Source organism: Cupriavidus sp. CPT47-8839-RL05A, from assembly GCF_058792255.1.
Genome location: NZ_JBYTEG010000013.1, coordinates 140,695 through 164,973 on the forward strand (window position 1 = coordinate 140,695; position 24,279 = coordinate 164,973).

Annotated in this window: 24 protein-coding genes and 1 other RNA gene; 13 read left to right on the forward strand and 12 right to left on the reverse strand. The window is 69.1% G+C overall.

Going from position 1 to position 24,279, the window contains the following annotated elements:
* Positions 1-48: 48 nt before the first annotated feature.
* Positions 49-867: a prolipoprotein diacylglyceryl transferase gene (gene lgt, locus AC3WVS_RS17635; protein WP_492319700.1), complete on the forward strand. Its 819-nt coding sequence runs from the start codon at positions 49-51 to the stop codon at positions 865-867.
* Between the two features lie 13 nt (positions 868-880).
* Here the strand turns inward: lgt and AC3WVS_RS17640 are convergent, their stop codons facing one another.
* A complete protein-coding gene (locus AC3WVS_RS17640) occupies positions 881-1,900 on the reverse strand; it encodes a M48 family metallopeptidase (protein ID WP_492319701.1) in 1,020 nt (339 codons plus the stop codon).
* A 29-nt stretch (positions 1,901-1,929) separates the two neighbouring features.
* On the reverse strand, positions 1,930-3,024 hold the full coding sequence (locus AC3WVS_RS17645; protein WP_492319702.1) for a YjgN family protein: 1,095 nt from the start codon (positions 3,022-3,024) through the stop codon (positions 1,930-1,932).
* A gap of 816 nt (positions 3,025-3,840) precedes the next feature.
* On the opposite strand from AC3WVS_RS17645, the gene AC3WVS_RS17650 reads away from it, so the two are divergent.
* The 5 genes from AC3WVS_RS17650 (at position 3,841) to AC3WVS_RS17670 (ending at position 9,713) form a co-directional block, all read left to right on the forward strand.
* On the forward strand, positions 3,841-4,560 hold the full coding sequence (locus AC3WVS_RS17650; protein WP_011615942.1) for a GntR family transcriptional regulator: 720 nt from the start codon (positions 3,841-3,843) through the stop codon (positions 4,558-4,560).
* 68 nt (positions 4,561-4,628) lie between these two features.
* Positions 4,629-6,098, forward strand: coding sequence for a malonyl-CoA decarboxylase domain-containing protein (locus AC3WVS_RS17655; protein WP_492319703.1), 1,470 nt, complete (start codon positions 4,629-4,631; stop codon positions 6,096-6,098).
* Positions 6,099-6,245: 147 nt separating this feature from the next.
* Positions 6,246-7,259: a Bug family tripartite tricarboxylate transporter substrate binding protein gene (locus tag AC3WVS_RS17660; protein ID WP_492319704.1), complete on the forward strand. Its 1,014-nt coding sequence runs from the start codon at positions 6,246-6,248 to the stop codon at positions 7,257-7,259.
* A 44-nt stretch (positions 7,260-7,303) separates the two neighbouring features.
* The gene (locus AC3WVS_RS17665; protein WP_492319705.1) at positions 7,304-8,086 is read left to right on the forward strand and encodes an enoyl-CoA hydratase/isomerase family protein; all 783 of its coding nucleotides are present in this window, start codon (positions 7,304-7,306) and stop codon (positions 8,084-8,086) included.
* Between the two features lie 73 nt (positions 8,087-8,159).
* Positions 8,160-9,713 (forward strand): malonate--CoA ligase, encoded by a 1,554-nt coding sequence (locus tag AC3WVS_RS17670; RefSeq protein WP_492319706.1) that lies wholly within the window; start codon positions 8,160-8,162, stop codon positions 9,711-9,713.
* A gap of 104 nt (positions 9,714-9,817) precedes the next feature.
* Here AC3WVS_RS17670 and AC3WVS_RS17675 read toward each other — a convergent pair whose 3' ends face one another.
* From AC3WVS_RS17675 to AC3WVS_RS17700, 6 genes are all read right to left on the reverse strand, one after another.
* Entirely contained in the window at positions 9,818-10,516 is a 699-nt protein-coding gene (locus AC3WVS_RS17675) for an SIMPL domain-containing protein (protein ID WP_492319707.1), read from the reverse strand.
* Between the two features lie 114 nt (positions 10,517-10,630).
* Positions 10,631-11,455, reverse strand: coding sequence for a sulfite exporter TauE/SafE family protein (locus AC3WVS_RS17680; RefSeq protein ID WP_492319708.1), 825 nt, complete (start codon positions 11,453-11,455; stop codon positions 10,631-10,633).
* A 52-nt stretch (positions 11,456-11,507) separates the two neighbouring features.
* Entirely contained in the window at positions 11,508-11,990 is a 483-nt protein-coding gene (locus tag AC3WVS_RS17685; RefSeq protein ID WP_010814922.1) for an EVE domain-containing protein, read from the reverse strand.
* Positions 11,991-12,099: 109 nt separating this feature from the next.
* A non-coding RNA gene (gene ssrS / locus AC3WVS_RS17690) (6S RNA) lies at positions 12,100-12,317 on the reverse strand.
* A 266-nt stretch (positions 12,318-12,583) separates the two neighbouring features.
* Positions 12,584-12,916, reverse strand: coding sequence for a cell division protein ZapA (locus AC3WVS_RS17695; RefSeq protein ID WP_035823521.1), 333 nt, complete (start codon positions 12,914-12,916; stop codon positions 12,584-12,586).
* Positions 12,913-13,233, reverse strand: a complete 321-nt coding sequence (locus tag AC3WVS_RS17700) for a hypothetical protein (RefSeq protein WP_010814920.1) — start codon at positions 13,231-13,233, stop codon at positions 12,913-12,915. Before AC3WVS_RS17700 ends, AC3WVS_RS17695 begins: the two co-directional genes overlap by 4 nt.
* A 582-nt stretch (positions 13,234-13,815) precedes the next feature.
* Here AC3WVS_RS17700 and AC3WVS_RS17705 point away from each other — a divergent pair.
* The 7 genes from AC3WVS_RS17705 to AC3WVS_RS17735 are packed head-to-tail and all read left to right on the forward strand — an operon-like array spanning position 13,816 to position 20,668.
* Entirely contained in the window at positions 13,816-15,720 is a 1,905-nt protein-coding gene (locus tag AC3WVS_RS17705) for a TonB-dependent receptor domain-containing protein (RefSeq protein ID WP_492319709.1), read from the forward strand.
* A 15-nt stretch (positions 15,721-15,735) separates the two neighbouring features.
* Positions 15,736-16,743 carry a FecCD family ABC transporter permease gene (locus AC3WVS_RS17710; RefSeq protein ID WP_492319710.1) on the forward strand — a complete coding sequence of 336 codons (1,008 nt, stop codon included), beginning with the start codon at positions 15,736-15,738 and terminating at the stop codon, positions 16,741-16,743.
* A complete protein-coding gene (locus AC3WVS_RS17715) occupies positions 16,740-17,582 on the forward strand; it encodes an ABC transporter ATP-binding protein (protein ID WP_492319711.1) in 843 nt (280 codons plus the stop codon). The genes AC3WVS_RS17710 and AC3WVS_RS17715 overlap by 4 nt, the downstream gene beginning before the upstream one ends.
* Entirely contained in the window at positions 17,575-18,207 is a 633-nt protein-coding gene (cobO, locus tag AC3WVS_RS17720) for a cob(I)yrinic acid a,c-diamide adenosyltransferase (RefSeq protein ID WP_492319712.1), read from the forward strand. Before AC3WVS_RS17715 ends, cobO begins: the two co-directional genes overlap by 8 nt.
* Before the next feature lie 33 nt (positions 18,208-18,240).
* A complete protein-coding gene (gene cobT / locus AC3WVS_RS17725; RefSeq protein WP_492319713.1) occupies positions 18,241-19,281 on the forward strand; it encodes a nicotinate-nucleotide--dimethylbenzimidazole phosphoribosyltransferase in 1,041 nt (346 codons plus the stop codon).
* Positions 19,278-20,102, forward strand: coding sequence for an adenosylcobinamide-GDP ribazoletransferase (locus AC3WVS_RS17730; protein ID WP_051591649.1), 825 nt, complete (start codon positions 19,278-19,280; stop codon positions 20,100-20,102). The genes cobT and AC3WVS_RS17730 overlap by 4 nt, the downstream gene beginning before the upstream one ends.
* A complete protein-coding gene (locus AC3WVS_RS17735; protein ID WP_492319714.1) occupies positions 20,087-20,668 on the forward strand; it encodes a histidine phosphatase family protein in 582 nt (193 codons plus the stop codon). Before AC3WVS_RS17730 ends, AC3WVS_RS17735 begins: the two co-directional genes overlap by 16 nt.
* Here the strand turns inward: AC3WVS_RS17735 and AC3WVS_RS17740 are convergent, their stop codons facing one another.
* The 4 genes from AC3WVS_RS17740 to cobU are packed head-to-tail and all read right to left on the reverse strand — an operon-like array spanning position 20,669 to position 24,272.
* Positions 20,669-21,574, reverse strand: a complete 906-nt coding sequence (locus AC3WVS_RS17740; protein ID WP_492319715.1) for a cobalamin-binding protein — start codon at positions 21,572-21,574, stop codon at positions 20,669-20,671. It abuts the gene before it with no gap.
* Positions 21,575-21,592: 18 nt separating this feature from the next.
* A complete protein-coding gene (gene cobD, locus AC3WVS_RS17745) occupies positions 21,593-22,612 on the reverse strand; it encodes a threonine-phosphate decarboxylase CobD (RefSeq protein WP_492319716.1) in 1,020 nt (339 codons plus the stop codon).
* Positions 22,609-23,583 (reverse strand): adenosylcobinamide-phosphate synthase CbiB, encoded by a 975-nt coding sequence (gene cbiB, locus AC3WVS_RS17750; RefSeq protein ID WP_492319717.1) that lies wholly within the window; start codon positions 23,581-23,583, stop codon positions 22,609-22,611. The genes cobD and cbiB overlap by 4 nt, the downstream gene beginning before the upstream one ends.
* Positions 23,577-24,272, reverse strand: a complete 696-nt coding sequence (cobU, locus tag AC3WVS_RS17755) for a bifunctional adenosylcobinamide kinase/adenosylcobinamide-phosphate guanylyltransferase (protein WP_492319736.1) — start codon at positions 24,270-24,272, stop codon at positions 23,577-23,579. The genes cbiB and cobU overlap by 7 nt, the downstream gene beginning before the upstream one ends.
* Between the last annotated feature and the right edge of the window lie 7 nt (positions 24,273-24,279).

A 24,279-nucleotide genomic window follows, 5' to 3' on the forward strand; every position in this document is an offset into this window, starting at 1 on the left:
ACTGACAATACGCAGGCCGCGGCCTTTACAACCTCCATTCACGCCAACATGCTGATTCATCCCCAGTTCGACCCGGTTGCCATCCACCTGGGCCCGCTTGCCATCCGCTGGTACGGGCTGATGTACCTGGCCGGGTTCATCATGTTCCTGGGCTTCGGGCGCCTGCGCATCCGCCAGCCGCATATCGCGGCCAAGGGCTGGACCACGCGCGACCTGGACGACATGCTGTTCTTCGGCGTGCTGGGCGTGATCCTGGGCGGGCGGCTGGGCTATGTGCTGTTCTACAAGCCGTCGTACTACCTGGCCCATCCGCTCGAGATCCTCAAGGTGTGGGAAGGCGGCATGGCCTTCCATGGCGGCTTCCTGGGCGTGGTCGTGGCGATGTGGCTGTTCGGCAAACTGCGCCGGCGCCGCTGGATGGAGGTGACCGACTTCATCGCGCCGATGATCCCCTGCGGGCTGGCCGCCGGCCGCATCGGCAACTTCATCAACGGCGAGCTGTGGGGCCGCGCCACCGACCTGCCGTGGGGCATGATCTTCCCGCAGGCGGGCGACAACATCCCGCGCCATCCGTCGCAGCTGTACCAGTTTGCCGGCGAGGGCGTGGCGCTGTTCATCGTCCTGTGGCTGTTCGCGCGCAAGCCGCGGCCGATGGGCGCGGTGTCGGGGGTATTCCTGATCGGCTATGGCGCCTTCCGCTTTGCCGCGGAATTCGCGCGCGAGCCCGACAACTTCCTGGGCCTGCTGGCGCTGAAGCTGTCGATGGGCCAGTGGCTGAGCCTGCCGATGATCCTGGCCGGCATCGCCATGGTGGTCTGGGCCTACCGGCGCCAGCCCGGCGCCGGCGCATCACAGCCGGCGGCCTGAGAATCCGCCGGCGCTATTTGCCGGCGCGGCGCAAGGCGTCGATGCGCGCCTGCGTTTGCGGGTGGGTCGACATGAAGTCCTGGCCGCGTTCCGGCTCGGCGTCCGACGCCGCACCGCGCCGATTGTCCAGCCTGACCAGCACATCGGCCAGTGCCGCGGGCGGCAGGCCGTTGCGCTGCATGACCTCGATCGCAAAGGCGTCGGCCTCGCGCTCATGGTCGCGTGAATAGCGCAGCGTCAGGATCGCGGCCGGCACCCCGGCCAGCACCGTCGAGATATCCCCGAACAGGTAGGCCGACAGCGCCGCCAGCGCCGACCCCTGGATCACCTGCTGCAAGCCGTGCCGGTTGGCGACATGGCCGGCTTCATGGGCCAGCACGCCCATCATGCCGGCACCGGTGCCGGCCAGGCTGACCAGTTCGTCGGTGACCACGATGGTGCCGCCCGGCAGCGCCAGCGCATTGGCGCCGATCTCGCCGCCCTGGCGGAACAGGATCTGGTAGTCGTGGCCGGCATCGCGCGGGCGCTTCAGCGCCGCGAAGGCCGAGCGGATGCGTTGCTGCTCGGCGGGCGGCAGCTGCGTCGGCTTGACCATGCCGTTGTCCAGGCTCGCCAGCGTCAGCTTGCCGAGATGGGCCTCCACCTCGGGCGGCACCGTGCGCGCCATCATGCCGGCGCCCCATGGCAGCAGCACGTAATAGCCCAGCACCAGCACCGCCACCAGCCCCGCCACGGCCAGGCCGGCCAGGCGCCAGCTGTTCTGCGCGCGCGCCACCAGGCTGTCGCGATGGCCGGTGGCGGCCAGCAGGTGGTCTAAGGCGGCGTGGTCGGTGATCTCGCAGAAGGCGCCGTCGGCAAAGGTGACCAGCCGCGGCGCGCGGCGCACGCGCTCGGACACGCGCACGTCCGACAGCGGCGCGCGCCGCAGCTCGGCGCCGGAGTCGTCGCGCAGCACGGCCTGCTGCGCCTCAACGGCCAGCGTGGCCGGATGCGCGCGCGACGAGCGGCCATCGAAGAAGGTGACTGGGATCATGGTGCGGGCGGGGTCAGCGCACGGCGTGCTCAGAGCGCGATGTCGATGTCGTACCAGTCTACCGCCGCATCGCCCAGCGCACCGACTTGTTGCGCCTCGCCGGCCACGAAGGTGTCGAGCGGGCCCGCCGCCAGCATGGTCACGCATTCGAGCCGGTAGCGCGCCGAACGCACCCGCGCGAACGGCAGGTACAGGCCCAGCGTCAGCGCGATCGCGATCAGGTTGGTGACGAAGATAAAGACCATGCGGCCGGCCCCCACCTCGCTGCGGAACGCATGCGGCGCCAGCGTGGTGTGGCTCCACACGACATTCTGCAAGCGTGCCATCACGTAAGGGCTGACGGCCAGCAGCGCCAGGTAGAAACCGGTCACGCCGATGCCGAACGACAGCATCGCGCCCGCCTTGCCCGACGCGGTCACGCCCAGCACGAAGCCGGCCAGTGCCGCGGCCGCCACCAGCGCGACCATCACGCCGAAGGCACGCAGGTAGACGCCATAGAAATCGCCCGCGCCGGCGTCGAAGGCAAACGGTGCGGTGCCGAAGCGGGTGTGGTTGTGCTGGTAGCGCTTGAAGCGCTGGTGCGCCAGCGGCCCAAGCAGGCCCAGCGTGGCCACCGCGGCCAGCGGCCACAGCACGAACACCTTGTAGGCATCGGCATCGCCGCCGGTGAAGGCGAAGCGCAGGCCGCGGTAGCTGGAGTTGGCCATGCGGAAACGCAATGAGCGCACCAGCAACAGGGGGAACACCGCCAGCAGCGCCACCAGCATCGCCAGCGCAAGGAAGGGCGAGACCGTCGAGGCGAACTGGAAGGCGAGCACCAGCGCGAACACGATGGCGCGGCCTTTCAGGATCGCGGACGGCTTGCCGTGGTAGTCAAAACTCGCGCCGTCGAGCCGCGTGTTGCGATAGAAATACTGCAGCGTGCGCACCTTGGCCCAGGCCGAATAAATGCCGAAGGTGACGATGGTCAGCAGTGCATTGACGATCCAGATACGGAAGTACTCTGAACCGGATCCGGTAAAGGACAGGCCCAGCGGCCGCGGCACGGCGTAGCGCGGCTCGGCAGGCGCCGGTGTCTCGTCTGCCGGGGTACCGGCCAGGGTGAAATCGCTGCCAGCTTGCATGGCGGAGCTCCAGTGTGTGTGGAAAGCGACAGTCAGGATTGCGGCCTCGGCCGCAGTTTCAGAAATGCAACCACTTTAGATCGGGCATTTGCGGCGATGCGCTCACATTCTCGCACTGATAAATAGCGACCACGGCACAATCTGCATATGCCATTGCCGCCAGGCGGGCACGCGTATAAGAAAATGTGGGAAAACCCTCGTAACACTCTAGAAACATCCTGTTACACTAGACGTATTCTGTAACAACTTTCCAATGCGTGTTGCCAATAAAATCAGTGACTTATTCACGCTGGCACGTAAATCGCTATCTTGATTGTTACAAAGATGAGCGGCAAGCCACAGCCGCCAACGGAAGTGCCAGGGAGGGAGTGACGGCTGACAGGCCACACTTGCCGGCACTTCACGTACAGCCAGGGCGACGGGAAAATCCGCGCGCAAGCGCGTTTCAAAGGGGGGCGCAGGGCCAGCGCCGGCAATCCATGGACCCACGCGGCAGATACTTTTGAAAGTACCCGCCGACGATGAAAAGCAGTACTGCAGTACTTTCAGGCGCGGGCGTTTCCTTGCAGGGAGGCATGGAAACGCCCGCCGCACCTCATATCGCACCCACGCCGTACCCCACGGACCGCATCTCGCCGGTCAACCACCAGAACACCACCACCCGCTCCGGCTTGTTTGCAGCGCAGCATCGAAATTCCTTGTATCGTTCGCGTCCTAATCCATAATTATGAATTATGGCTGACCGGGCGCATCTGCCTGGCCGACGCCAGATCGTGACCGGGACGCGTCGGTCACGCGATCCGACCCGGGGGAAGCATGCGCATCGTCCAGCAGGCGTTGTACCTGGAAGTGGCAGACCGGCTGCGCGCCATGATTGACGCGCATACGCTGGTGCCCGGCGCATGGATCGACGAGAGCGCGATGGCCGAAACGCTGGGCATCTCGCGCACGCCGCTGCGCGAAGCGCTCAAGGTGCTGGCCGCCGAAGGCCTGGTGCGGCTGGAGCCGCGGCGCGGCTGCTTCGTCAATGAGCTGTCCGAGCAGGACCTGGACGAGATCTTCCCGCTGATGGCACTGCTGGAAGGGCGCTGTGCCTACGAGGCCGCGCGCAACGCCACGCGCGCCGACCTGGACGCACTGGACGGCCTGCATGCCGACCTGGCGCGCTATGCGCAGGCGGGCGACATCGACGCCTACTACGAAACCAACTTCCAGATCCACGAATCGATCCAGCGGCTGGCCGGCAACCGCTGGCTGTCGGGCCTGATCAGCGACCTGCGCAAGGTGCTGCGGCTGTCGCGCCACAAGAGCCTGAAGCTGCCGGGCCGGATCCAGGAATCCTGCGCCGAGCACCTGTCCGTGTTTGCCGCGCTCAAGGCCCGCGACCCGGAAGGCGCCGAGGCGATGATGAAGACCCACCTGCTGCGCCAGCGCGCGGCGCTCAAGACGCTGGATGCCGGCGCCACCGCCGGCGCAGCCGAGGCCCAGGCCGTGCGCGCGCCGCCGGTGCTGCGCGTGGCCGGCGCCGAAGAGTAGCCGCGGCGCCGCAACCCCAGTCCGATGTTTTTCCCACATTCCGATCGATGCATCAAGGCAGGTACCGCATGAATTCCTTCGACACGGGTGACCAGAAGATCAGTGCGCCGCTGGGCGAAAGCGAGCCGGCAGGTTCCAAGTTCCTGTCGCGGCTGGGCCGCTGGTGGGGACGCAAGGGCGAGGGCGACGCCAAGGCCAGCGCCAAGGCCCCGGCAACGCCGGTCGATGGCGAGGCGCCGCTGCCGGCGCGCGCGGTGCGCCGCCAGCGCGAGCAGCTGCGGCTTTGCTTCGACGCGCGCCTGACCGATGGCGCCGCCAATGCCGCCGCGCAGGCATGGCAGGCCGAGTATGAGGCCGCCGGCGAGGCCACCCGGCGCGGCATGCTGGCGGTGCTGGGCGAAGTCGCCAGCAGCGGCGGCAAGGGCAGCGAAGAAGCCGGGGCCGACGGCGACAAGGGCGCGCGCGCCGCCCGCGCGCAGGCCGCGTCTTCGGGCCTGGCCCAGGCCCTGTCCAATGCGCGCATCCGCTTCTTCAAGCGGCTCGCCGCGCTGCACGGCCAGCGCGGCAACAGCGCTTGCGGCCTGCACTTCTTGATCCAGCTGCGCGCCGACATGCTGCGCTGGCAGCGCCGCATGCCGGGGCTGCGCCCGCTTGACGACGATCTCGAGGCGCTGTTCTCCAACTGGTTCGACGTGGGCCTGCTGGAGCTGCAGCCGATCACCTGGGATTCGCCGGCATCGCTGCTGGAAAAGCTGATCCGCTACGAGGCCGTGCATGAAATCGCTTCATGGACCGACCTGCGCAACCGCCTCGATTCCGACCGCCGCTGCTATGCGTTCTTCCACCCGCGCATCCCGCGCGAGCCGCTGATCTTTGTCGAGGTGGCATTCGCGCCGGAGATGGCGGCCAATGTCCATACATTGCTGGATGAAGCCGCGCCGCTGGAAGACCTGCGCCGCGTCAAGTGGGCCATCTTCTATTCGATCAGCAATACGCAGGCGGGCCTGCGCGGCGTGAGCTTCGGCAATTTCCTGCTCAAGCGCGTGATCGAGGAGGTCCAGCGTGAATTCCCAAAAGTGAATCAGTTCGCCACGCTCTCGCCGATCCCCGGGTTTGCCGACTGGCTGCGCAAGCAGGATGGCGATGCCATTGCGCGCGTGCTGGGCGACAAGCGCCTGGCGCGCTGGAGCGAGCGCCACGGCAAGGCGCCAGCGGACGGCGCCGGGTGGCTGGAGGCGCTGGTGCCGGACGCCGCCGATACCGTGATCCGCGATACCGCGATGACCCTGGCCGCGCATTTCCTGGTGCGCGAACGCAACCAGTCGATGCCCGCCGACCCGGTCGCGCGCTTCCACCTCGGCAACGGGGCCTGCGTGGAGCGGCTGAACTGGGGCGCCGACCTGTCGCGCAAAGGCCGCAGCCAGAGCTGCGGGATGATGGTCAATTATCTTTACGTGCCCGAGGCGCTGGATGACAATCTGGCACGCCTGGGCGCCGGCAACCCGCGCATCAGCCGTAGCGTCGGGAAACTGCTGTGACCCTGGTCCGGTCACGCGGGTCGCCCCCGTACCCGCGGCGCCTGGCGCGCCGCGTTTTCTTGTCGGGACCTGAGCAGTAACTTCGCGCCGCGGCAGTGCCGCGCGGCCATCAGATTGACTTTCCGCAGAAGAGAGAGGAGACAACCAATGAATCGTCGTCAGTTCAGCCTGGCCGCGTGCGCGCGCGCAACGGGCGTGGCCCTGGGCCTGGCCGGCCTCGGCACCGGCGCAATGCTCGCCGCACCCGCAGCGCATGCCGATACCTGGCCGTCCAAGCCCGTCACCGTGATCGTGCCGTTTCCCGCCGGCGGCGGCACCGACGCCTTTGCGCGGCCGCTGACCGCGCAGTTGTCCAAGCAGCTCGGCAAGCAGTTCGTGATCGACAACCGCGGCGGCGCCGGCGGCACGGTCGGCGCCAGCATTGCGGCCAAGGCCGCGCCGGACGGCTACACGGTGTTCATCGGCGGCGCGCACCACGCGATTGCGCCGTCGTTCTACAAGAAGCTGGACTACGACATCGAGAAGGACTTCATCCCGGTCACGGTGATCGCGCAGCCGCCGCAAGTGGTGGTGGTCAATCCCAACCGCGTCAAGGCCAACACGCTGCAGGAGCTGATTGCCTACGCCAAGGCCAATCCCGGCAAGCTGAACTACGGTTCGGCCGGCAACGGCTCGTCGCACCACCTGGCGGGCGAGCTGTTCAAGCTCCAGACCAAGACCTTCATCACCCACATCCCCTACAAGGGTGCGGGCCCGGCGCTGTCCGACCTGATCGCGGGCCAGGTCGACCTGATGTTCGACGGCCTGGGCTCGTCGGCACAGCATATCCGCGCGGGCCGCATCAAGGCGCTGGCGGTGGCTTCGAGCAAGCGCTCGGCGGCGTTCCCCAACGTGCCGACCGCGGCCGAGGCAGGCGTGCCCAACTATGACGTGTCGACCTGGTATGCGATGTGGGTGCCCAAGGGCACGCCCAAGGAGATCGTCGACCGCCTGCATGCAGAGACCGAGAAGGCGCTGAACACGTCGGAGCTCAAGCAGGTCTGGCTTAACAACGGCTCCGAGACGCCGGCGTTTACGCAGGAGCAGTTCGCGCAGTTCCAGCACGCCGAGATTCGCCGCTGGGCCCAGGTGGTGCAGCAGTCCGGCGCCAAGATCGACTGACGGGGCGCCATGTCAACGCTGATCCGATGCAAGGGGGCGCGGCGATGAGCGGCACCGTATTGTTTGCCACGCAGGGCACCACCGCCACCGTGACGCTGTCGCACGCGGGCAAGCTCAACGCCATTTCCGCGCAGATGTGGCGCGAGCTGGCCGCGGGCTTTGCACGCCTGTCCGCCGATACCTCGCTGCGCTGCGTGGTGGTGCGCGGTGCCGACGGCAACTTTGCCGCCGGCGCCGACATTGCCGAGTTCCCGGCAGAGCGCGCCGACGAGGCCGCGGTGCGCCACTACCACATGGCCACCATCGCGCCGGCACTGGCGGCGGTGGCGCAATGCACGCACCCCACCGTGGCGATGATCGAAGGCGTATGCGTGGGCGGCGGGCTGGAAATCGCCTGCCACTGCGATCTGCGCATCGCCGCCTCGGACAGCCGCTTCGGCGTGCCCATCAACCGCCTGGGCTTCCCGATGGCGCCCGGCGAGCTGCAGGGCCTGCTGGCGCTGGCGGGCCGCGCCGCCGCGCTGGAGATCCTGCTGGAAGGCAGGGTCTTCGACGCCGCCGAGGCGCGCGACAAAGGGCTGCTGACCCGCGTGGTCGAGCCCGGCGCGCTGGCCGCTGAGGTCGAGGCCACGGCGCGCCGCATTGCCGCCGGCGCGCCCGTGGCCGCCCGCATCAACAAGGCCACCATCCGCCGGCTGGCGCCGCTGCCGGCACCGCTGTCGCCCGCCGAGCTGGACGCGCATTTTGCCTACGCCGAAGGCGCGGATCATGCGGAAGGGGTGGCCGCCTTCCTCGCGCACCGGCCACCGCAGTTCCGTGGGGAGTAGGGCACGCCGCCAGCACTGCTTCCACACGCCATTGTTTTCTTCGTTTTCCTCAGCCTTTCGTTCGATCCCCGACATGAACGCCAACCTGTTCGCCCTGTTCGAATCCCGCTTCCCCGCCGACCGCACCGCCTGCTGCATCGAGACCCATGACGGGCTGTACTACAGCTGGGACGACCTTGACCGCGCCACCGCCAAGCTCGCCAACCTGCTGGCCTCGCTGCACCTGCCCGAAGGCGCACGCGTGGCGGTGCAGGTGGAGAAGTCCCCCGAAGCGCTGTTCCTGTACCTGGCCACGCTGCGCGCCGGCTACGTCTACCTGCCGCTGAACACCGCCTACCAGGAGGCAGAGATCGACTACTTCGTCGGCAATGCCGAGCCGTCGGTGGTGGTGTGCAGCAGCAAGAATTTCGGCTGGGTGTCCAAGGTGGCGTTCCGCCACGGCGTCAACCACGTCTTTACCCTGGACGACGACCGCAGCGGCTCGCTGCTGTCGCGCGCGGCGGGCAAGTCAGATACCTTCGAGACGGTCGCACGCCAGGATGACGACCTTGCCGCCATTCTCTACACCTCCGGCACCACCGGCCGCAGCAAGGGCGCGATGCTGACGCACCGCAACCTAGCCTCCAATGCGCAGACGCTGCATGAATTCTGGGGCTGGCGCAGCGACGATGTGCTGCTGCACATGCTGCCGATCTTCCACGTGCATGGCCTGTTCGTGGCTTCGCATGGCGCGCTGCTGGCCGGTGCCAAGATGATCTGGGCGCCGAAGCTGGACATGGCACAGGTGCTGAAATTCCTGCCGCGCTGCACGGTCATGATGGGCGTGCCGACCTACTACGTGCGCATGCTGCAGGAGCCGCGCTTCGACGACGACACCTGCCGCCGCATGCGGCTGTTCGTGTCCGGCTCGGCGCCGCTGCTGCTGGAGACCTTCGATGCCTTCCGCGAGCGCACCGGCCATACCATCCTGGAACGCTACGGCATGAGCGAGACCGTGATGCTGGTGTCCAACCCATACGATGCCGCGCTGGGCGAGCGCATCGGCGGCACCGTCGGCATGCCGCTGCCGGGCGTGTCGGTGCGCGTGGTCGATGGCGAGGGCCAGCCGTGCACGCCGGGCGAGATCGGCAATGTCGAGGTCAAGGGCCCGAACGTGTTCAAGGGCTACTGGCGCATGCCGGAGAAGACCAGGGAAGAGTTCACCGAGGACGGCTGGTTCAAGACCGGCGACGTCGGCCGCTTCGGCGGCGCCATTGCCAGCCAGGCCGGCGAGCGCGCGGTGCCGGACAACTACCTGACCATCGTCGGGCGCAGCAAGGACCTGATCATCTCGGGCGGCTACAACGTCTACCCGAAGGAAATCGAGAGCTTTATCGACGAGATGCCAGGCGTGGCCGAGAGCGCCGTGATCGGCGTGCCGCACGCGGATTTCGGCGAGGCCGTGGTGGCAGTGGTGGTGCGCAAGCCGGGTGCGGATATCGATGAAGCGGCGCTGATCGGCACGCTCAAGGGCCGCATCGCCAACTTCAAGGTGCCCAAGCGCGTGCACGTGGTGGACGAGCTGCCGCGCAATACCATGGGCAAGGTGCAGAAGAACGTGCTGCGCGAGCAGTTCGCGGTGCTCTGAGGGTCTTTGGGAAAGGCTGAGCGACTTCAACTGCTGCGGGTTTGCTCCCTCTCCCGCAGGCGGGAGAGGGAGCAAACAGAGGGGCGGCAGCGTGCCCTTCTTCGTTACTTCAGCATCTGCACCGACCCGTTGACCGACACCGTCACCTGCGTCTTGCCGCCCTCAACCGGCACCGCCACCGCGGCGTCGGCCATCATGGCCTTGGCAGCACCGTACATGCGCGGCATCGGCGGCACCACGCCGGTTTCATTCAGGCTGACTTCGCGGATCGTGTAGCTGTTGTAGCCGAACAGCTTGGTGGTCGACTGCGCCTTGCTGCGGAACGAGGCGATGGCCTGCTCGGCCAGCTTGGCTTCGGCCGCCTCGCGCGCTTCGCGCGACAGCGAGAAGGCGATGTTCTGCACCTGCATCTGGCTGGCCAGCTCGCCAGCGAGCTTGGACACGGCCGAGAAATCGCGCGACTTCAGGATGACTTCGGAACGCCCGCGCCAGGTGCTGATGCGGCCGTTGCGGTCGGTGTTGGGGTGGATGGTGAAGCCGCCCGACTCGGCGGTCACGCCCTGGACGCGGCGCGCCTGCGTGATGACGGCCTGCGTCCGGGTCGACAGGCCCGAGGAAATCGCGGCCGGTTCAGCGCCTTCCTGCTCGGCGGCAAGCGTCAGGTGCACGATATCGGTCGGCACTTCGGTGACCGCCTGCGCGCTCAGCGAGAGCACGCCCGACGGCGTTTCAGTGGGGCCACCGTGCGCCGAGGCAACGATGGCGGTGGTGCCCAGCAGGGTGGCGGCAAGCCATTGTTTCATGTTGTTCTCCCGTTCAAACGTGATGGGTATCAGACGTGACCGGGTGCCCGATCGTTCCGCGACATTGCAAACGATTGTTGCGAAGCCGGCGCGGGCGCGCCTCCCCCGTCCGGGTCAGAATGCCTGCCAGGCCTTCCACAACATATAGCTCGCCAGGCACAGCAGCAGCGCGGCAAAGACCTTGCGCAACTGGCTCACATCCATGCGGTGCGCGGTGCGCGCGCCCAGCGGCGCGGTCATTACGCTGGCCGCTGCGATCACCAGCAGGGCCGGCAGGTAGAGATAGCCGAGCGATCCCGCCGGCAGCCCCGGCGTCTGCCAGCCGCTCCAGACATAGCCGGCCACGCTGGCCGCTGCAATCGGAAAGCCGAGCGCGGCCGAGGTCGCCACCGCGTTGTGGATCGGCACGTTGCACCACGTCATGAACGGCACCGAGACAAAGGCGCCGCCCGCGCCAACCAGGCTGGACAGGAAGCCGATCACGCCGCCCGCGCCCGCCATGCCGGCAAGGCCGGGCAGCTGCCGGCCGGGCCTGGGACGACGGTTGCGCAGCATCTGCAGCGCGGAAAACCCGACGAAGCCGGCAAACGCCAGCGACAGCCAGCTGGTCTTGAGCGCCGCGAACACCTTGCCGCCGCCGATCATGCCGCCGAGCACGATGCCCGGCGCCAGCGCCAGCACGATCGGCCAGCGCACCGCGCCGCGCTGGTGGTGCGCGCGCACGGACGACAACGAGGTGAACAGGATGGTGCCCATCGAGGTGGCGATCGCCATATGGACGATGGCCTCGTCGGCAACGCCCAGGCTGGTGAACAGCAGCGTCAGGAAGGGCACCATCATCATGCCGCCGCCGACGCCGAGCAGCCCGGCGCAGAAGCCGGTGAAAGCGCCCAGGGCAAGCAGGGCAGGAACCAGCACCGGCAGGTTGTCGAACTGCATCGTGTCTTCAGGGTTGTTGTGATCAGCCTTGCCTGGGCCGGCCGGGCAGGGTTCAGCGCATCAGCTTGCCGGTGATGAAGCGCCATTCGGCCGGTGTCACCGGCGTGATCGACAGCCGGTTGCCGCGACGCAGCACCACCATGTCGGCCAGTTCCTCATGCTCGCGCAACGCGGCCAGCGGGATCAGCGCGCTCTTGCGTTCGAAGCGCACGTCGACCAACAGCCAGCGCGGCGCGTCGGCCTTGGAGGCGGCGTCATAGTACGGGCTCTTGCGGTCGAACTGGGTGGGGTCGGGGTAGGGCACGGAGCAGACCTCGGCCAGGCCGGCAATGCCGGGCTCCGGGCACGACGAGTGGTAGAACAGCACGCCGTCGCCGATCCGCATGGTGTCGCGCATGAAGTTGCGCGCCTGGTAGTTGCGCACGCCGGTCCAGGGCAGCGTGCCTTCCCGGGCCAGGTCGTCGATGCTGGCTTCATCCGGTTCTGATTTCATCAGCCAGTACTGGCGGGCGCGTTGGTTCTGGTTCGGGCTCACGGCGCAGCTCAGGAATGGAAGCAGATCAGGGCGCCGCGTGCACAGCGTGTGCACGCGGACGCGCAGGCAAGAAAAAAGGCGATGGTTCAGAAAACCACCGCCTTTTTAAGGGGTCCCCGCCTTGGCCGCTGGGTCGGCATCCTGAACCCAAGTGAGGTTCAGAGTGGCTGCGGAAGTCGCATTTCGGGTACATCATCCACTCAGGGAGTCCAGGCCAGGCCCAGACTATGAATGCGACGACGCGCTCGCCCACGCGACATGATCCCGCACCATGCAATGCATATCGGTTCAAGGAGTTTATGACCCTCACGAACCAGGCAGGGAAACTGTCAAACGTCTGACTTTCCAGGCGCATCATCGTGCCCGGAAAACCGGATCCGCGTGCGGGATGTCAGACGTTTGCCGTTTCTGACTAGGATGGGATGAGAACGGCGGCCGGGCGCGATAACCTGGCCTGTAGCTGCACATCTATGGTGCCTCGTGCAGTCTGGCTACACTATACACCGCGTTGCAGGGCATACCAAGTCCACTCGCGCGTATCGTTACATTTTGCGCGGCAGCGCGGCATCCGCAGCACATCCCCCTTTCATTGCTCAGCCGCGCGTACCGGTGCCCACGTGCGCATACTGGCGCAGGGCTTCGTCGGCGCGGTCGTTGAGTTCGCGGATGCGCGCGCGGATGGCATCGACCGGGATCGCGCCCTCGGCCTGCTGCTTGCGCTGCATCGACAGCAGGTCCGAGGCGATGCTGATGGCGGCCATGACCGCCACGCGCTCCACGCCCTTGGCCGCGGTGCCGTTGCGCAGCTTGTTCATTTGCGTGTCGACCAGAGCCACGGCTTCGAGCAGCGCGGCCTCGTTCTCGGGCGCGATGGCAAAGCGGTAGGGCTGGCCGGCGATATTGACTTCGACTTGCTTGTTGCTCATGCGTGTTCTCCGGGAGCCTTGTGCGGCTCGGCGTCCTGCGCCGCAGCCTCTTCGCCGAGCAGGTCGAGCTGGCGCGTGTCGCTGGCAGTCGGCAGCTTGTCAAGGATGGACTGGATGCGCAGCTGCGCTTCCTCGATCTTGATATTGAGCAGTTCGCGGTCGGCTGCCATGGCCTCGCGCTCGCCGCGCAACTGCGCGGCTTCGCCCTCCAGCCGGGCGATCTCGTCGCGCAGCCGCTGGTTCTCCGCCGCCAGGGTGTCCGCATGGTGCAGCACGCGCCCGATCTTGGCGGCCAGTTGTTCGAGTTCGGTGAGCATAGGGCCTGTCATGATGGGAGAAGTGTCAGGTATCGCGATTCTAGCCGATGCGCCGGCTTGCACAATGCGGAGGAAAGGGTTTGTGACTGGCGACCCGCGTGGAAGTTGCAGGCTTCTGCACCTAAAACGCCACCAGAGTTGTGACAAAACACTACTGGCAGCCGCGTTGACGCGGGGGGCGAAACGCCCTAGACTCGCGCACGTTCCAGGTGCTCGCCCTTTTCGTCCCTGGCGAAAGGGCAGTTCAACGGGAAACAGGGAGCCGGGCCGGCTGCGCGCCGGACAGGCCAACCTGTGCTGCCCCCGCAACGGTAAGCGACCGCGGTGCGCATCTGCCAGACCCCGACATAGCCGACAGCCAGCCTGCCGGCAACGCCGCTGGCAAGGCCGGATTCCATTCCCGGCCACACGCACCGCAGGACCGGCCACACGCCACTGAACCGCAGGTTCGGGAAGGCGCCGGCCCAGTGTCGCCAGCCCGGATACCGGCCTGAACGCGGGCTGCCGCCCGTGCGCGGCACGCCTCATCGCCATATGGTCCGCGGGGGAACGGGCCCGGCCGTTCCTATCCAGTCCTGCATCATGCGTTCATCGCTCCACAGGTCGACCCGCCCGGCAACCCCGGCGGTGCGTCCGTCCGTGCCCGCCATCCTGGCGGCCATTGCCTCGTTCACCCTGGCTCCGGCCACTTCGTTCGCGCAGGCGGCCGACAGCGGCACCGACAGCCGCACCACGCAGCTCGCGCCGGTGGTGGTCACCTCCACCCGTACCGCGCAAGCCATTACCGAGGCGCTGCCTCACACCACGGTGGTGACGCAGCAGGACATCGTCAATTCGCAGGCGCCCGACCTGCGCACGCTGCTGCGCAACCAGGCCGGCGTGGAGTTCTCGGCCAACGGCGGCATGGGCACCAACACCACGCTGTTCATGCGCGGCGCCAACTCCAACCAGACCCTGATCCTGATCGACGGCGTGCGGGTATCGTCAGCGAGCAGCGGCACCGCGCAGCTGGCCAATATCCTGCCCGACCAGATCGAGCGCATCGAGGTGGTGCGCGGCAATGTGTCGGCGCTGTACGGCTCGGACGCCATCGGCGGCGTGGTGCAGATCTTCACCAAGAGCGGCGCGGGCCAGGCGCCGGCGGCCAATGCGCAGGTGGAATACGGCAGCAACAACACGCGCCAGGGCACGGTCGGCTATGGCGGCCAGGTCGGCGATACCTCGTTCAACCTGACCGGCTCGGCGTTCAAGACCGACGGCTTCTCGTCGATCAACACGAAGCAGGCGCCGCGCGCCAATCCCAACGACAACCCGTACGAGAACCAGAGCGTGTCGGGCCAGGTCAAGCACCGCTTCGCGCCGAACTGGGACGCGGGCTTCACCGGCTATTACTCGAAGAGCAAGCTGTCGTTCGACAGCGCCTTCGGCCGCCCGACCGACGACAACCGCACCAACAGCGAGCTGTACACGCTGTCGGCCTTCGTCAACGGCAAGGTGGGGACGGACTGGTCCACCCATTTCAAGCTGTCGCAGAGCGAGGACCGCAGCGACACCTTCCTCAACGGCAGGCCCAACGGCACCTTCAATACCCGCAACCGCCAGTTCAACTGGCAGAACGAGTATGCGCTGGCCGCCAACCACACGCTGCTGTTCGGCACCGACTACCTGCAGCAGGAGCTCGACTCCAGCGCCTACGGCGCGCCCACGCGCAATGTGTTCTCGGTGTTCGGCGGCTATGACGGGCGCATCGGCAAGCACCAGCTGCAGCTCAACGCGCGCAACGACCATTATTCCGACTTCGGCAACCAGGGCAGCTTCCGCGCCGGCTACGGCTACTACGTGACCGATGCGCTCAAGCTGATCGCCAGCGTCAGCAATGCCTTCCGCGCGCCGACCTTCAACGAGCTTTACTTCCCCAACTTCGGCCAGCCGAACCTGCAGCCCGAACGTGCCAAGTCGGTCGAGGCCGGCGTGCAGTACGCCACCGCCAGCGCCGGCCTGCTGCGCGTGACCGCCTTCGAGACGCGCTACGACGACCTGATCGTGTCGGCGCAGCAGCCCAGCGGCATGTTCCTGGCGCAGAACGTCAACAAGGCCAAGGTGCAGGGCATCGAGGCTTCGTGGCGCGCCACCGTGTATGGCACCGACTTCGGCGCCAGCGTGACCTTCCAGAACCCGGTCGACGAGCAGACCAACACCCAGCTGCTGCGCCGCGCGCGCCGCCATGCCGCGCTCGACGTGGGCCGCGACTTCGGCAACTGGCGCTTCGGCGGCGAATGGCTGGTGTCGTCGTCGCGCATGGATTCCGGCTCGCGCCGGCTGGGCGGATACGGTATCGTCAACCTGAACGCCCGCTACAACATCGACAAGCAATGGTTCATCGCCGCCCGCGTCGAAAACCTGTTCGACAAGGATTACCAGCTCGCCTACCCCTACAACACGCAGGGGCGCGCGGGCTTCATCACGCTGGGCTGGCGCCAGCGATGAGCGCACGGGCGCGCCATGTCTGAGTTCCGGCGCGCCCTGGCGATCTGGCTGGTGCTGGCGCTCGCGGCGCTGCTGGCGTTCGCGTTGTCGCTGGCGCTGGGCAGCGTGCCACTCGATGCGCGCGAGCTCTGGCTTGCGCTCAGCGGTGCCGACACCGGCACCGCCGCAGCGATCGTGCGCGAACTGCGGCTGCCGCGCGCGGCAGCGGCGTTTGCCTGCGGCGGGCTGCTGGCCCTGTCCGGCGCGCTGATGCAGGTGCTGCTGCGCAACCCGCTGGCCGAGCCCTATGTGCTGGGCGTGTCGGGCGGCGCCTCCACTGCCGCGCTGCTGGCCATGCTGCTGCTGGCGCCGTGGTGGGGCGTGCAGGCCGCCGCCGCCGCCGGTGCACTGGGGGCGATGGTGCTGGTGGCGTCGCTGGCGCGGCGCGACCTGCTGCATCCGCAGGTGCAGGGCGGCCACCGCGAGGCGGGCGCCCGGCTGCTGCTGACCGGCGTGATCCTGGCCGCGGGCTGGGGCGCGGTCATTACCCTGATCCTTTCCATTGCGCCGGAGTCGCGCCTGCGCGGCATGCTGTTCTGGCTGACCGGCGACCTGGGCGGCACCGCCGCCTACGGCGGCGCGCTGGCCATGCTGGTGGTGGCGCTGCTGCTGGCCATGCCGATGGCGCGCGCGCTCAACGTGATGCTGCTGGGCGAGACCGTGGCGCAGTCGCTGGGCGTGCGCGTGGGCCGCGTGCGGCTGGCGACCTTCCTGCTGGCGTCGCTGTGCATTGCCGCTGCCATCACCACGGCCGGCTCGATCGGCTTTGTCGGGCTGGTGGTGCCGCACCTGGTGCGCCTCGCCTGGGGCAACGACCAGCGCCTGCTGCTGCCGGCCGCCACGCTGCTGGGCGGCGCGCTGCTGATGGCCGCCGACCTGATCGCACGCACCGTGGTCGCGCCCGCGCAGCTGCCGGTGGGCGTGATCACCGGGCTGCTGGGCGTGCCGACCTTCCTCTACCTGCTGCTGCGGAGGCCGCGATGAGCCAGGCCCCGCACTGGTCCCATCCGCTCACTGCCTGTCCGCAGCTCGTGCTGCGCGATGTGAAGCTGCGCACCGGCCAGCGCGTGCTGGTGGAGCGCCTGACGATGACCATCGGCGCGGGGCAGCTGTGGTGCATTGCCGGACCCAACGGTGCCGGCAAGTCCACGCTGATGACGGTGCTGGCCGGGCTGCGCCACGCCGACGGCGGCAGCGCGGAGATCGACGGCACCGCGGCGGCGCAGATCGCGCCGGCGGTGCTGGCGCGCCAGCGCGCCTACCTGCCGCAGGCCGTGCATGACACCTTCTCGATGTCGGTGCAGGATGCCGTGCGCGTGGGGCGGCATCCGCACCTGTCCGGCTGGGGCTGGACCGGGCGCGAGGATGACCGCATCGTGCACGAAGTGATCCGCGCGATGGATATTGAGGCGCTGGCCGCGCGCGATGTGCTGACCCTGTCCGGCGGCGAGCGCCAGCGCGCCTCGCTGGCCGCGGCGCTGGCGCAGCAGGCGCCGCTGCTGCTGCTGGACGAACCGGTCTCGCACCTGGACCTGCGCCACCAGATCCTGGTGCTGGAACAGCTGGCCGCGCTGGCCCGGGCCGGGCGCCATGCCATCGTGGTGATCCTGCACGACCTGACGCTGGCGCTGCGCTACGCCACCCACGCCCTGCTGATGGCCGAAGACGGCACTACGCTGCATGGCACTGCCGCCCAGGTGCTGACCCCTGAACACTGCTCGCGCGCGCTGCGCACCGCCATCGTCAGCGTCACCGACGGCGCGCATACTGCGCTGATCCCCGACGGCGCCGCCCCACCCATACCCGACACACGTCATGACTGATACCCAGACCCCCCCTGCAGAAGACCCGGACCGCGATGCCCGCCACAAGGCGCGCATGGAGCGCAAGAAAGAAATCGTCGACGCCAAGATTGCCGCCGCGCAGGATGAGCGCGGCGTGATCGTCATCACCACCGGCAACGGCAAGGGCAAGTCCAGCTCGGGCTTTGGCATGGTGGTGCGCGCGCTTGGCCACGGCATGCGCACTGGCGTGGTCCAGTTCATCAAGGGCGCGCAGCCCACCGGCGAAGAGATGTTCCTGCGCCGCTTCCCGGACGAGTGCGCCTTCCACGTGATGGGCGAGGGCTATACCTGGGAAACGCAGGACCGCGCCCGCGACGTGGCCAAGGCCGAGGCGGCCTGGGAAGTGGCGCGCGGCATGCTGCGCGACCCCGGCATCGGCCTGGTGCTGTTCGACGAACTGAACATCGCGCTCAAGCTGCACTATCTTGATGTGGAGCAGGTCATTGCCGACCTGCGCGCGCGCCCGCCGATGCAGCACGTGGTCATCACCGGCCGTGGCGCGCCGCCGGCCCTGGTGGAGGCGGCCGACACCGTCACCGACATGACGCCGGTCAAGCATGCCTTCCAGCAGGGCATCAAGGCGCAGCGCGGCGTCGAGATGTAGCCGCATCGTTTTTGAATACAAGGTCAACGCATCATGCAGTTTCCGGAAATCACTCCCCTCGACGATGCCCTGCGCCCCGAGCTGCAGGCCGCCATCGACGACAAGACCAAGCCGCTCGGCGCACTGGGCCGGCTGGAATCGCTGGCCTTGCAGCTGGGCCTGATCCTCGGCACGGCGCGGCCGGTGTTGCAGCGCCCGACGGTGATCGTGTTTGCGGCCGACCACGGCGTGGCCGACGCCGGCGTCAGCGCCTATCCGGCCGAGGTCACCGCGCAGATGGTGCAGAACTTCCTGTCTGGCGGCGCGGCGATCAATGTGTTCTCGCGCCAGCACGGCATTGCGCTGGAGATTGTCGACGCGGGCGTGCGCGTGCCGCTGCCGGCGGCACCGGGCCTGGTCAACTGCCGCATTGCCGACGGCACCCGCAACTTCGCCGTCGAACCCGCGATGACGCCGGAGCAGGCCGCCGCGGCGATGACTGCCGGCATGGCGCGCGTGCTGCGCCATGCGCAGCAGGGCTGCAACGTGATCGGCTTCGGCGAGATGGGCATCGCCAATACCTCGGCGGCCGCCTGCCTGATGCAGCGGCTGACCGGCCTGCCGCTGGCAGACTGCATCGGGCGCGGCACCGGGCTGGACGATGCCGGCCTCGCGCGCAAGCGCGAGGTGCTGGAGCGCGCGCTGGCGCTGCATGCCGATGCGCAGGCGCCGCTGGATGTGCTGGCCACCTTCGGCGGCTTCGAGATCGCGATGATGGCAGGCGCCTTCCTGGCCGCCGCCGCGAGCCGCATGGTGATCCTGGTCGATGGCTTTATTGCCACGGCCGCGCTGCTGGTGGCGCAGCGCCTGGACCCCAATGTGCTGCAGTACTGCGTGTTCACGCACTGCTCACATGAGCGCGGCCACCGTGCGCTGCTGGACCAGTTCGGCGCCGCGCCGCTGCTGGCGCTGGACCTGCGCCTGGGCGAGGGCACCGGCGCCGCGCTGGCGTGGCCGTTGCTGGCCTCGGCGGCGGCGTTCCTGAACGAAATGGCGACCTTCAGCGGCGCCGGCGTCAGCACCGCCTCGCCATGAGCGTGCCGTCCGACCCGGTGCCTGCACAAGGCAGCGCCGCCGGCGTGGCCGGCGAGTTGCGCTATTTCCTGACGGCGCTGGGCTACTTCACGCGCGTGCCGCTGCCGGGCTGGCTGGCGCGCTGGGCCGGATTCGAACCGCACTACCTGCACGCCGCCGCGCGCTACTTCCCGCTGGTCGGGCTGCTGGTGGGCGGCGTGGGCGCGCTGGTCACCTGGGGCGCGATGCTGTGGTGGCCGCCCGGCGTGGCCGTGCTGCTGGGCATGGCCGCCACGCTGCTGCTGACCGGCGCCTTCCATGAAGACGGCCTGGCCGATTGCGTCGATGCCTTCGGCGGCGCGTGGCAGCGCGAGGACGTGCTGCGCATCATGCATGACTCGCGCATCGGCGCGTTCGGTGCGATCGCGCTGGTGGTGGCGTTGCTGCTCAAGTGGCAGTTGCTGGTGGCGATCGCGGGGCGCGGCGGGTTGATGGTGCTGCTGGCGGTGATCGTCGCCGCGCACGCCGCCAGCCGCGCGATGGCGGTCAGCTATCTGGCCACGCTGACCTACGTGCGCGCGCAAGGCAAGGCCAAGCCGGTGGCGCAGAAGCTGGCCGGCGCCGGGCTGGCGTTCGCGCTGCTGTGCGGGCTGGTGCCGCTGTGGCTGGTGTCGCCGTGGTTCTGCGCGGCGGCAGTGGTCGCGCTGCTGGGGCTGCGCCTGCTGCTCGGCCGCTACTTCGTGCGCCGCATCGGCGGCTATACCGGCGACTGCCTCGGCATGGCCCAGCAGTGCGCCGAGATCCTGCTCTACCTGGTGGCCGCGGCATGGATGTGGTCCTGATCCGCCATGCGCAGCCGCAGGTGCCGGCGGGCACCTGCTATGGCTGCCTCGACCTGCCGCTGGTGGCGCCGCTGGCGCCCGCGGCGGCGCGGATCGCCGCGGGCCTGCCCACGCCGGATCGCATTGTCGCCAGCCCGCTGGCGCGCGCGCTCGGCACCGCGCAGGCGCTGGTGCAGGCGCTGCCGGGCGGTGCACCGGCCATCGACACCGAACCCCGGCTGCGCGAAATCGATTTCGGCAGCTGGGAGGGCGTCGCCTGGGATTCGATCGACCGCGCCGCGCTCGACCAGTGGGCGGCCGACCTGCTGCACGCGCGCCCGCATGGCGGCGAAGCGCCGGCGCAGGCCATGGCGCGGGTTGCCGGCTGGGCGGGAACGCTTGCCACGGATCGCGCCGAGTGTCTCTGGGTGGTCGGCCATGCCGGCCCGATGCGCATGCTGGCCGCGCACTGGCTGGGCGTGCCGCTGGCGACGACGGTCAACTGGGCGTTGGGCTTCGGGGCTAGTTGTGGCTTCACGCTGGGGCCGGGCGGGGTCCGGCTCGGCTGGTGGAACCGCGCCGCCTGATCAGCGTGCGGGCCGGCGCTTGCGCGCCGTGTCGAGGTCCTTGCAGATCAGCTCGGCGCCTTGCGCCACGCGCGGACCGGCGCGGTTGACCAGGTCGCCGTCGATCACGAACAGGTTGTTGCGCGCCACCGCCGTGACCTGCTTCCAGCGCCGCCACATCTCGAAATCCGGCAGCGGCTGATCCGAGCGCGTGGCGCCCATGCCCGCCGTCAGCATCGCCTCCGGGTTGCCCGCGATCACCGCTTCGACCGACACGGTCGGCACCAGCGGCGTCTCGGCCGCGAACAGGTTGCGCCCGCCGCACAGCGCCAGCATGTCGCTGACCAGGTGCTGGCCGTTGAGGGTCATCAGCGGCTGCTGCCAGACCTGGTAGAACACCGTCACCGGCGGGCGGGCCGCGTAAGTCTTGCGCAGCGTCTCCACCTGCTGGCGGAAGCCGTCGGCAGCGCGCCGCGCGGTGGCTTCGGTGCCCAGCAGCGTGCCGAGCTTCTCCATGTTCTCCGGGATCGCGGCCAGCCTGCGCGGCTCGCTGTAGAACAGCGGGATGCCGAGCGCGCGCAGGCGGTCGGTCTGCTTCTGCGCATTGCCGTGGCGCCAGACCACGATCAGGTCCGGCTTGAGCGCGGCGATGCGCTCCAGGTCCAGCGCCTTGTTGTCGCCCACGCGCGCGATCTCGCGCGCCTGCGGCGGGTAGTCGCTGTAGCTGACCGTGCCGACGATGCGGTCGCCGCCGCCGGCCGCGAAGATCATCTCGGTGACGTGCGGCGCCAGCGAGATCACGCGGCGCGCGGGCTGCGGCAGCGTCACCGTCTGGCCAGCGTCGTCGACGGCAGACACCGCGGCGGCGGCAGGCAGGGCTGCCAGCAGCAGCGTGGAAGCGATAACGGGCGTCAGGCGGTTCAGCATGGAATCGGGGAAAGTGGTTCAGGCAGTGACCGCGGCCAGTGCCGCTTCCAGCCGCTGCCAGGCGTGCGGCTGGTCCGGCGGCAGGCCCAGGCGCAGGCTCGGCGGACAGCCGCCGGCGGCGTCGAAGCAGCGGGTCCAGACGCCATGCTGCGCGAGCCCGTGCTGCAGCCGTGCGGCGTCGCCATGCGGCACCCAGCAGAACAGCGGATGCATCACCGGCGCCAGGCCATGGCGGTCCAGCAGCGCGGCCAGCTTCGCCCCGCATGCTTGCAGCCTCGCTCGGTTGGCATCGTGCCAGGCATGGTCGGCCAGGGCGTGCCGCGCGACCTCGCGTGCCGGGCCCGATACGGTCCAGTGGCCCAGGCGCTGGCGCAGCGCGTCGAGCAGTGCCGGCTGCGCCAGCACGAAGCCGCAGCGGATGCCGGCCAGGCCATAGAACTTGCCGATCGAGCGCAGCACCACCAGGCCGGCCTTGCCGCTGTGCGCGGCCACCGAGCCATCGGGCAGGCAGTCGATAAAGGCTTCATCGACCAGCAGCGTGCCGCCGCGCGCCGCCAGCTTCGCATGCCAGCCCAGCAGCGTGGCGGCGGGCAGCACGCGGCCGGTCGGGTTGTTCGGGTTCACGACGACGAGATGGTCGAGTTCGTCGGCGAGCGCCGCCTGCGTGAAAGCCGCTTCATCCAGCGGCGCCACCGCATGGCCCGCGGCAGCGAAGGCCGGCGCGTATTCGCTGTAGCCGAGCGCGGCGATGCCAACGCGGCCCGGGCGCAGCAGACCCGGCAGCGTGCGGATGGCGGCCTGCGAGCCGGCGACGGGCAAGGCCCGCGGCGCGCCGCAGGCCTGCGCGGCCAGCTCGGCCAGTCCGTCGTCATCCTGCGGCAGCCGTTGCCACGCTTGCGCAGGCAGAGTCGGCACCGGATAGCCGTCGGGATTGATGCCGGTGGACAGGTCGAGCCAGTCGCCGGCGGGGCGGCCGTAGCGGCGCACCGCGGCAAGCAGGTCGCCGCCGTGGCGGATCGGGGGCAGGGCGGTGTTCATGCCGGCGTGGCAAGCGCAAGGACGGCCAGCGCGCTGGCGCCTGCCAGCGCGAGCCACAGCCACAAGGTGCGCTCGACCAGCCGCAGGCAGGCCATCACGTGCGCGGCTTGCGGCGCAGGGCCAGCACCCAGCGGCGGGCGTTGCTCGATCTCGCCGTGATAGCGCGCCGGGCCGCCGAGCCGCACGCCCACCGCACCGGCGCCCGCGGCCATCACGGGGCCGGCATTGGGACTCGACCATGCCGGCGCCTGCGTGCGCCAGCAATGCAGCGCCTGCGCGGTGGCGCCGAGCAGCGCATAGGACAGCGCGGTCAGGCGCGCGGGCACGAGGTTGAGCCCGTCGTCGATGCGCGCCGCGGCCCAGCCAAAATACAGCAGCCGCGGCGTGCGGTAGCCCCACATCGCATCGAGCGTATTGGCCAGCCGGAACACGATCACGGCGGGCGCGCCGCCGACCAGGAACCAGAACAGCGCCCCGAAGACCGCGTCGTTGCCGTTCTCCAGCGCCGACTCGCAGGCGGCACGGGCCAGTGCTTCAGCATCGGCATCGGCGGTGTCGCGCGAGACGATGCGCGCGGTCAGCGTGCGCGCGGCGGGCAGGTCTGCGGCGGCGAGGGCGGTGGCGATCGGGGCGATATGCTGGTGCAGGCTGCGCGCGCCGAGTGCCGCGTACAGCGCCACCGCATGCAGCGCCAGGGCGGCAACAGGATGCAGGCTGGCCGCAGCGTCGACCAGCCACCATGCGAGCGCTGCCGGCACCAGCACCAGCACACACCAGCCGGCGAGACCGGCAAGGCGCTGGCGCCAGGGCGCGCCGCGGTGCGGCGCAGGGTTGAGCCGCCGCTCAAGTGCGGCAGCGATGCGGCCGAAGCCCACCAGCGGATGCCAGCGGCGCGGCTCGCCCAGCCAACGGTCCAGCACCACGCCCGTCAGTGCCGCTGCCACGCATGCCGGCCAGGCCAGCATCAGCATGTGGGATCGGCGCCTTTCACCGCAACCGGAATGCCTGCCACCATCAGCCGCACGCAGTCGGCGGCGGCGGCCAGCTTCTGGTTCAGGCGGCCCAGTTCATCGACATAGAAGCGGGTGATGGCGCCCATCGGGATCACGCCGAAGCCGATCTCGTTCGAGACCAGGATCACATGGCCCGGCAGCGTGGGCAGCGCGGTGAGCAGCGCTTCGATTTCCTCGGTGAAGGCATCCGGCGGCGTGATCACGCCATGCTCAGGGTACGCGCGGCCGTCGGGGAAGATCAGATTGTTCATCCACAGCGTCATGCAATCCACCAGGATGCAGCCGTCGTGGCGCGCGTTGGCGTAGAGCGCATCGGCCAGGTGCACCGGTTCTTCCACCAGGCGCCAGTCGGCGGGGCGGCGGGCGCGGTGCAGGGCGATGCGGACCTCCAGCTCCTGGTCGGCGTGCGCCGGGTCCTGGTGCGCGGTGGCGATGTAGGTGACCGGGCCGCCGGTGATGGTGGCATGGTCGGTGGCGAGCTGTTCGGCGTAATGGCTCTTGCCGGAACGCGCGCCGCCCAGCACCAGGGTGAGCTGGCGGTTACCGTGTCCGCCGGCGGCACGCGGCTGGCTGGCGGTGTCGGGGGCGGAGGCGGGTGCGATGGCCGGGGTTTCCATCCGCGTATTGTAGCCGCCGCATCCGGGCATCGCACGG

Excerpts from the sequence above, each read along its gene's own strand:
- AC3WVS_RS17700 (WP_010814920.1), bottom strand. The coding sequence starts at position 13,233 with ATGCTCACCGAACTCGAACAACTGGCCGCCAAGATCGGGCGCGTGCTG.
- AC3WVS_RS17675 (WP_492319707.1), bottom strand. The coding sequence starts at position 10,516 with ATGAAACAATGGCTTGCCGCCACCCTGCTGGGCACCACCGCCATCGTT.
- AC3WVS_RS17670 (WP_492319706.1), top strand. The coding sequence starts at position 8,160 with ATGAACGCCAACCTGTTCGCCCTGTTCGAATCCCGCTTCCCCGCCGAC.
- AC3WVS_RS17640 (WP_492319701.1), bottom strand. The coding sequence starts at position 1,900 with ATGATCCCAGTCACCTTCTTCGATGGCCGCTCGTCGCGCGCGCATCCG.
- AC3WVS_RS17740 (WP_492319715.1), bottom strand. The coding sequence starts at position 21,574 with ATGCTGAACCGCCTGACGCCCGTTATCGCTTCCACGCTGCTGCTGGCA.
- cobO (WP_492319712.1), top strand. The coding sequence starts at position 17,575 with ATGACTGATACCCAGACCCCCCCTGCAGAAGACCCGGACCGCGATGCC.
- AC3WVS_RS17655 (WP_492319703.1), top strand. The coding sequence starts at position 4,629 with ATGAATTCCTTCGACACGGGTGACCAGAAGATCAGTGCGCCGCTGGGC.
- lgt (WP_492319700.1), top strand. The coding sequence starts at position 49 with ATGCTGATTCATCCCCAGTTCGACCCGGTTGCCATCCACCTGGGCCCG.
- cobT (WP_492319713.1), top strand. The coding sequence starts at position 18,241 with ATGCAGTTTCCGGAAATCACTCCCCTCGACGATGCCCTGCGCCCCGAG.
- AC3WVS_RS17665 (WP_492319705.1), top strand. The coding sequence starts at position 7,304 with ATGAGCGGCACCGTATTGTTTGCCACGCAGGGCACCACCGCCACCGTG.
- AC3WVS_RS17735 (WP_492319714.1), top strand. The coding sequence starts at position 20,087 with ATGGATGTGGTCCTGATCCGCCATGCGCAGCCGCAGGTGCCGGCGGGC.
- AC3WVS_RS17680 (WP_492319708.1), bottom strand. The coding sequence starts at position 11,455 with ATGCAGTTCGACAACCTGCCGGTGCTGGTTCCTGCCCTGCTTGCCCTG.
- AC3WVS_RS17710 (WP_492319710.1), top strand. The coding sequence starts at position 15,736 with ATGTCTGAGTTCCGGCGCGCCCTGGCGATCTGGCTGGTGCTGGCGCTC.
- cobU (WP_492319736.1), bottom strand. The coding sequence starts at position 24,272 with ATGCCCGGATGCGGCGGCTACAATACGCGGATGGAAACCCCGGCCATC.
- AC3WVS_RS17730 (WP_051591649.1), top strand. The coding sequence starts at position 19,278 with ATGAGCGTGCCGTCCGACCCGGTGCCTGCACAAGGCAGCGCCGCCGGC.
- cbiB (WP_492319717.1), bottom strand. The coding sequence starts at position 23,583 with ATGCTGATGCTGGCCTGGCCGGCATGCGTGGCAGCGGCACTGACGGGC.
- AC3WVS_RS17695 (WP_035823521.1), bottom strand. The coding sequence starts at position 12,916 with ATGAGCAACAAGCAAGTCGAAGTCAATATCGCCGGCCAGCCCTACCGC.
- AC3WVS_RS17715 (WP_492319711.1), top strand. The coding sequence starts at position 16,740 with ATGAGCCAGGCCCCGCACTGGTCCCATCCGCTCACTGCCTGTCCGCAG.
- AC3WVS_RS17660 (WP_492319704.1), top strand. The coding sequence starts at position 6,246 with ATGAATCGTCGTCAGTTCAGCCTGGCCGCGTGCGCGCGCGCAACGGGC.
- AC3WVS_RS17645 (WP_492319702.1), bottom strand. The coding sequence starts at position 3,024 with ATGCAAGCTGGCAGCGATTTCACCCTGGCCGGTACCCCGGCAGACGAG.
- AC3WVS_RS17650 (WP_011615942.1), top strand. The coding sequence starts at position 3,841 with ATGCGCATCGTCCAGCAGGCGTTGTACCTGGAAGTGGCAGACCGGCTG.
- AC3WVS_RS17705 (WP_492319709.1), top strand. The coding sequence starts at position 13,816 with ATGCGTTCATCGCTCCACAGGTCGACCCGCCCGGCAACCCCGGCGGTG.
- cobD (WP_492319716.1), bottom strand. The coding sequence starts at position 22,612 with ATGAACACCGCCCTGCCCCCGATCCGCCACGGCGGCGACCTGCTTGCC.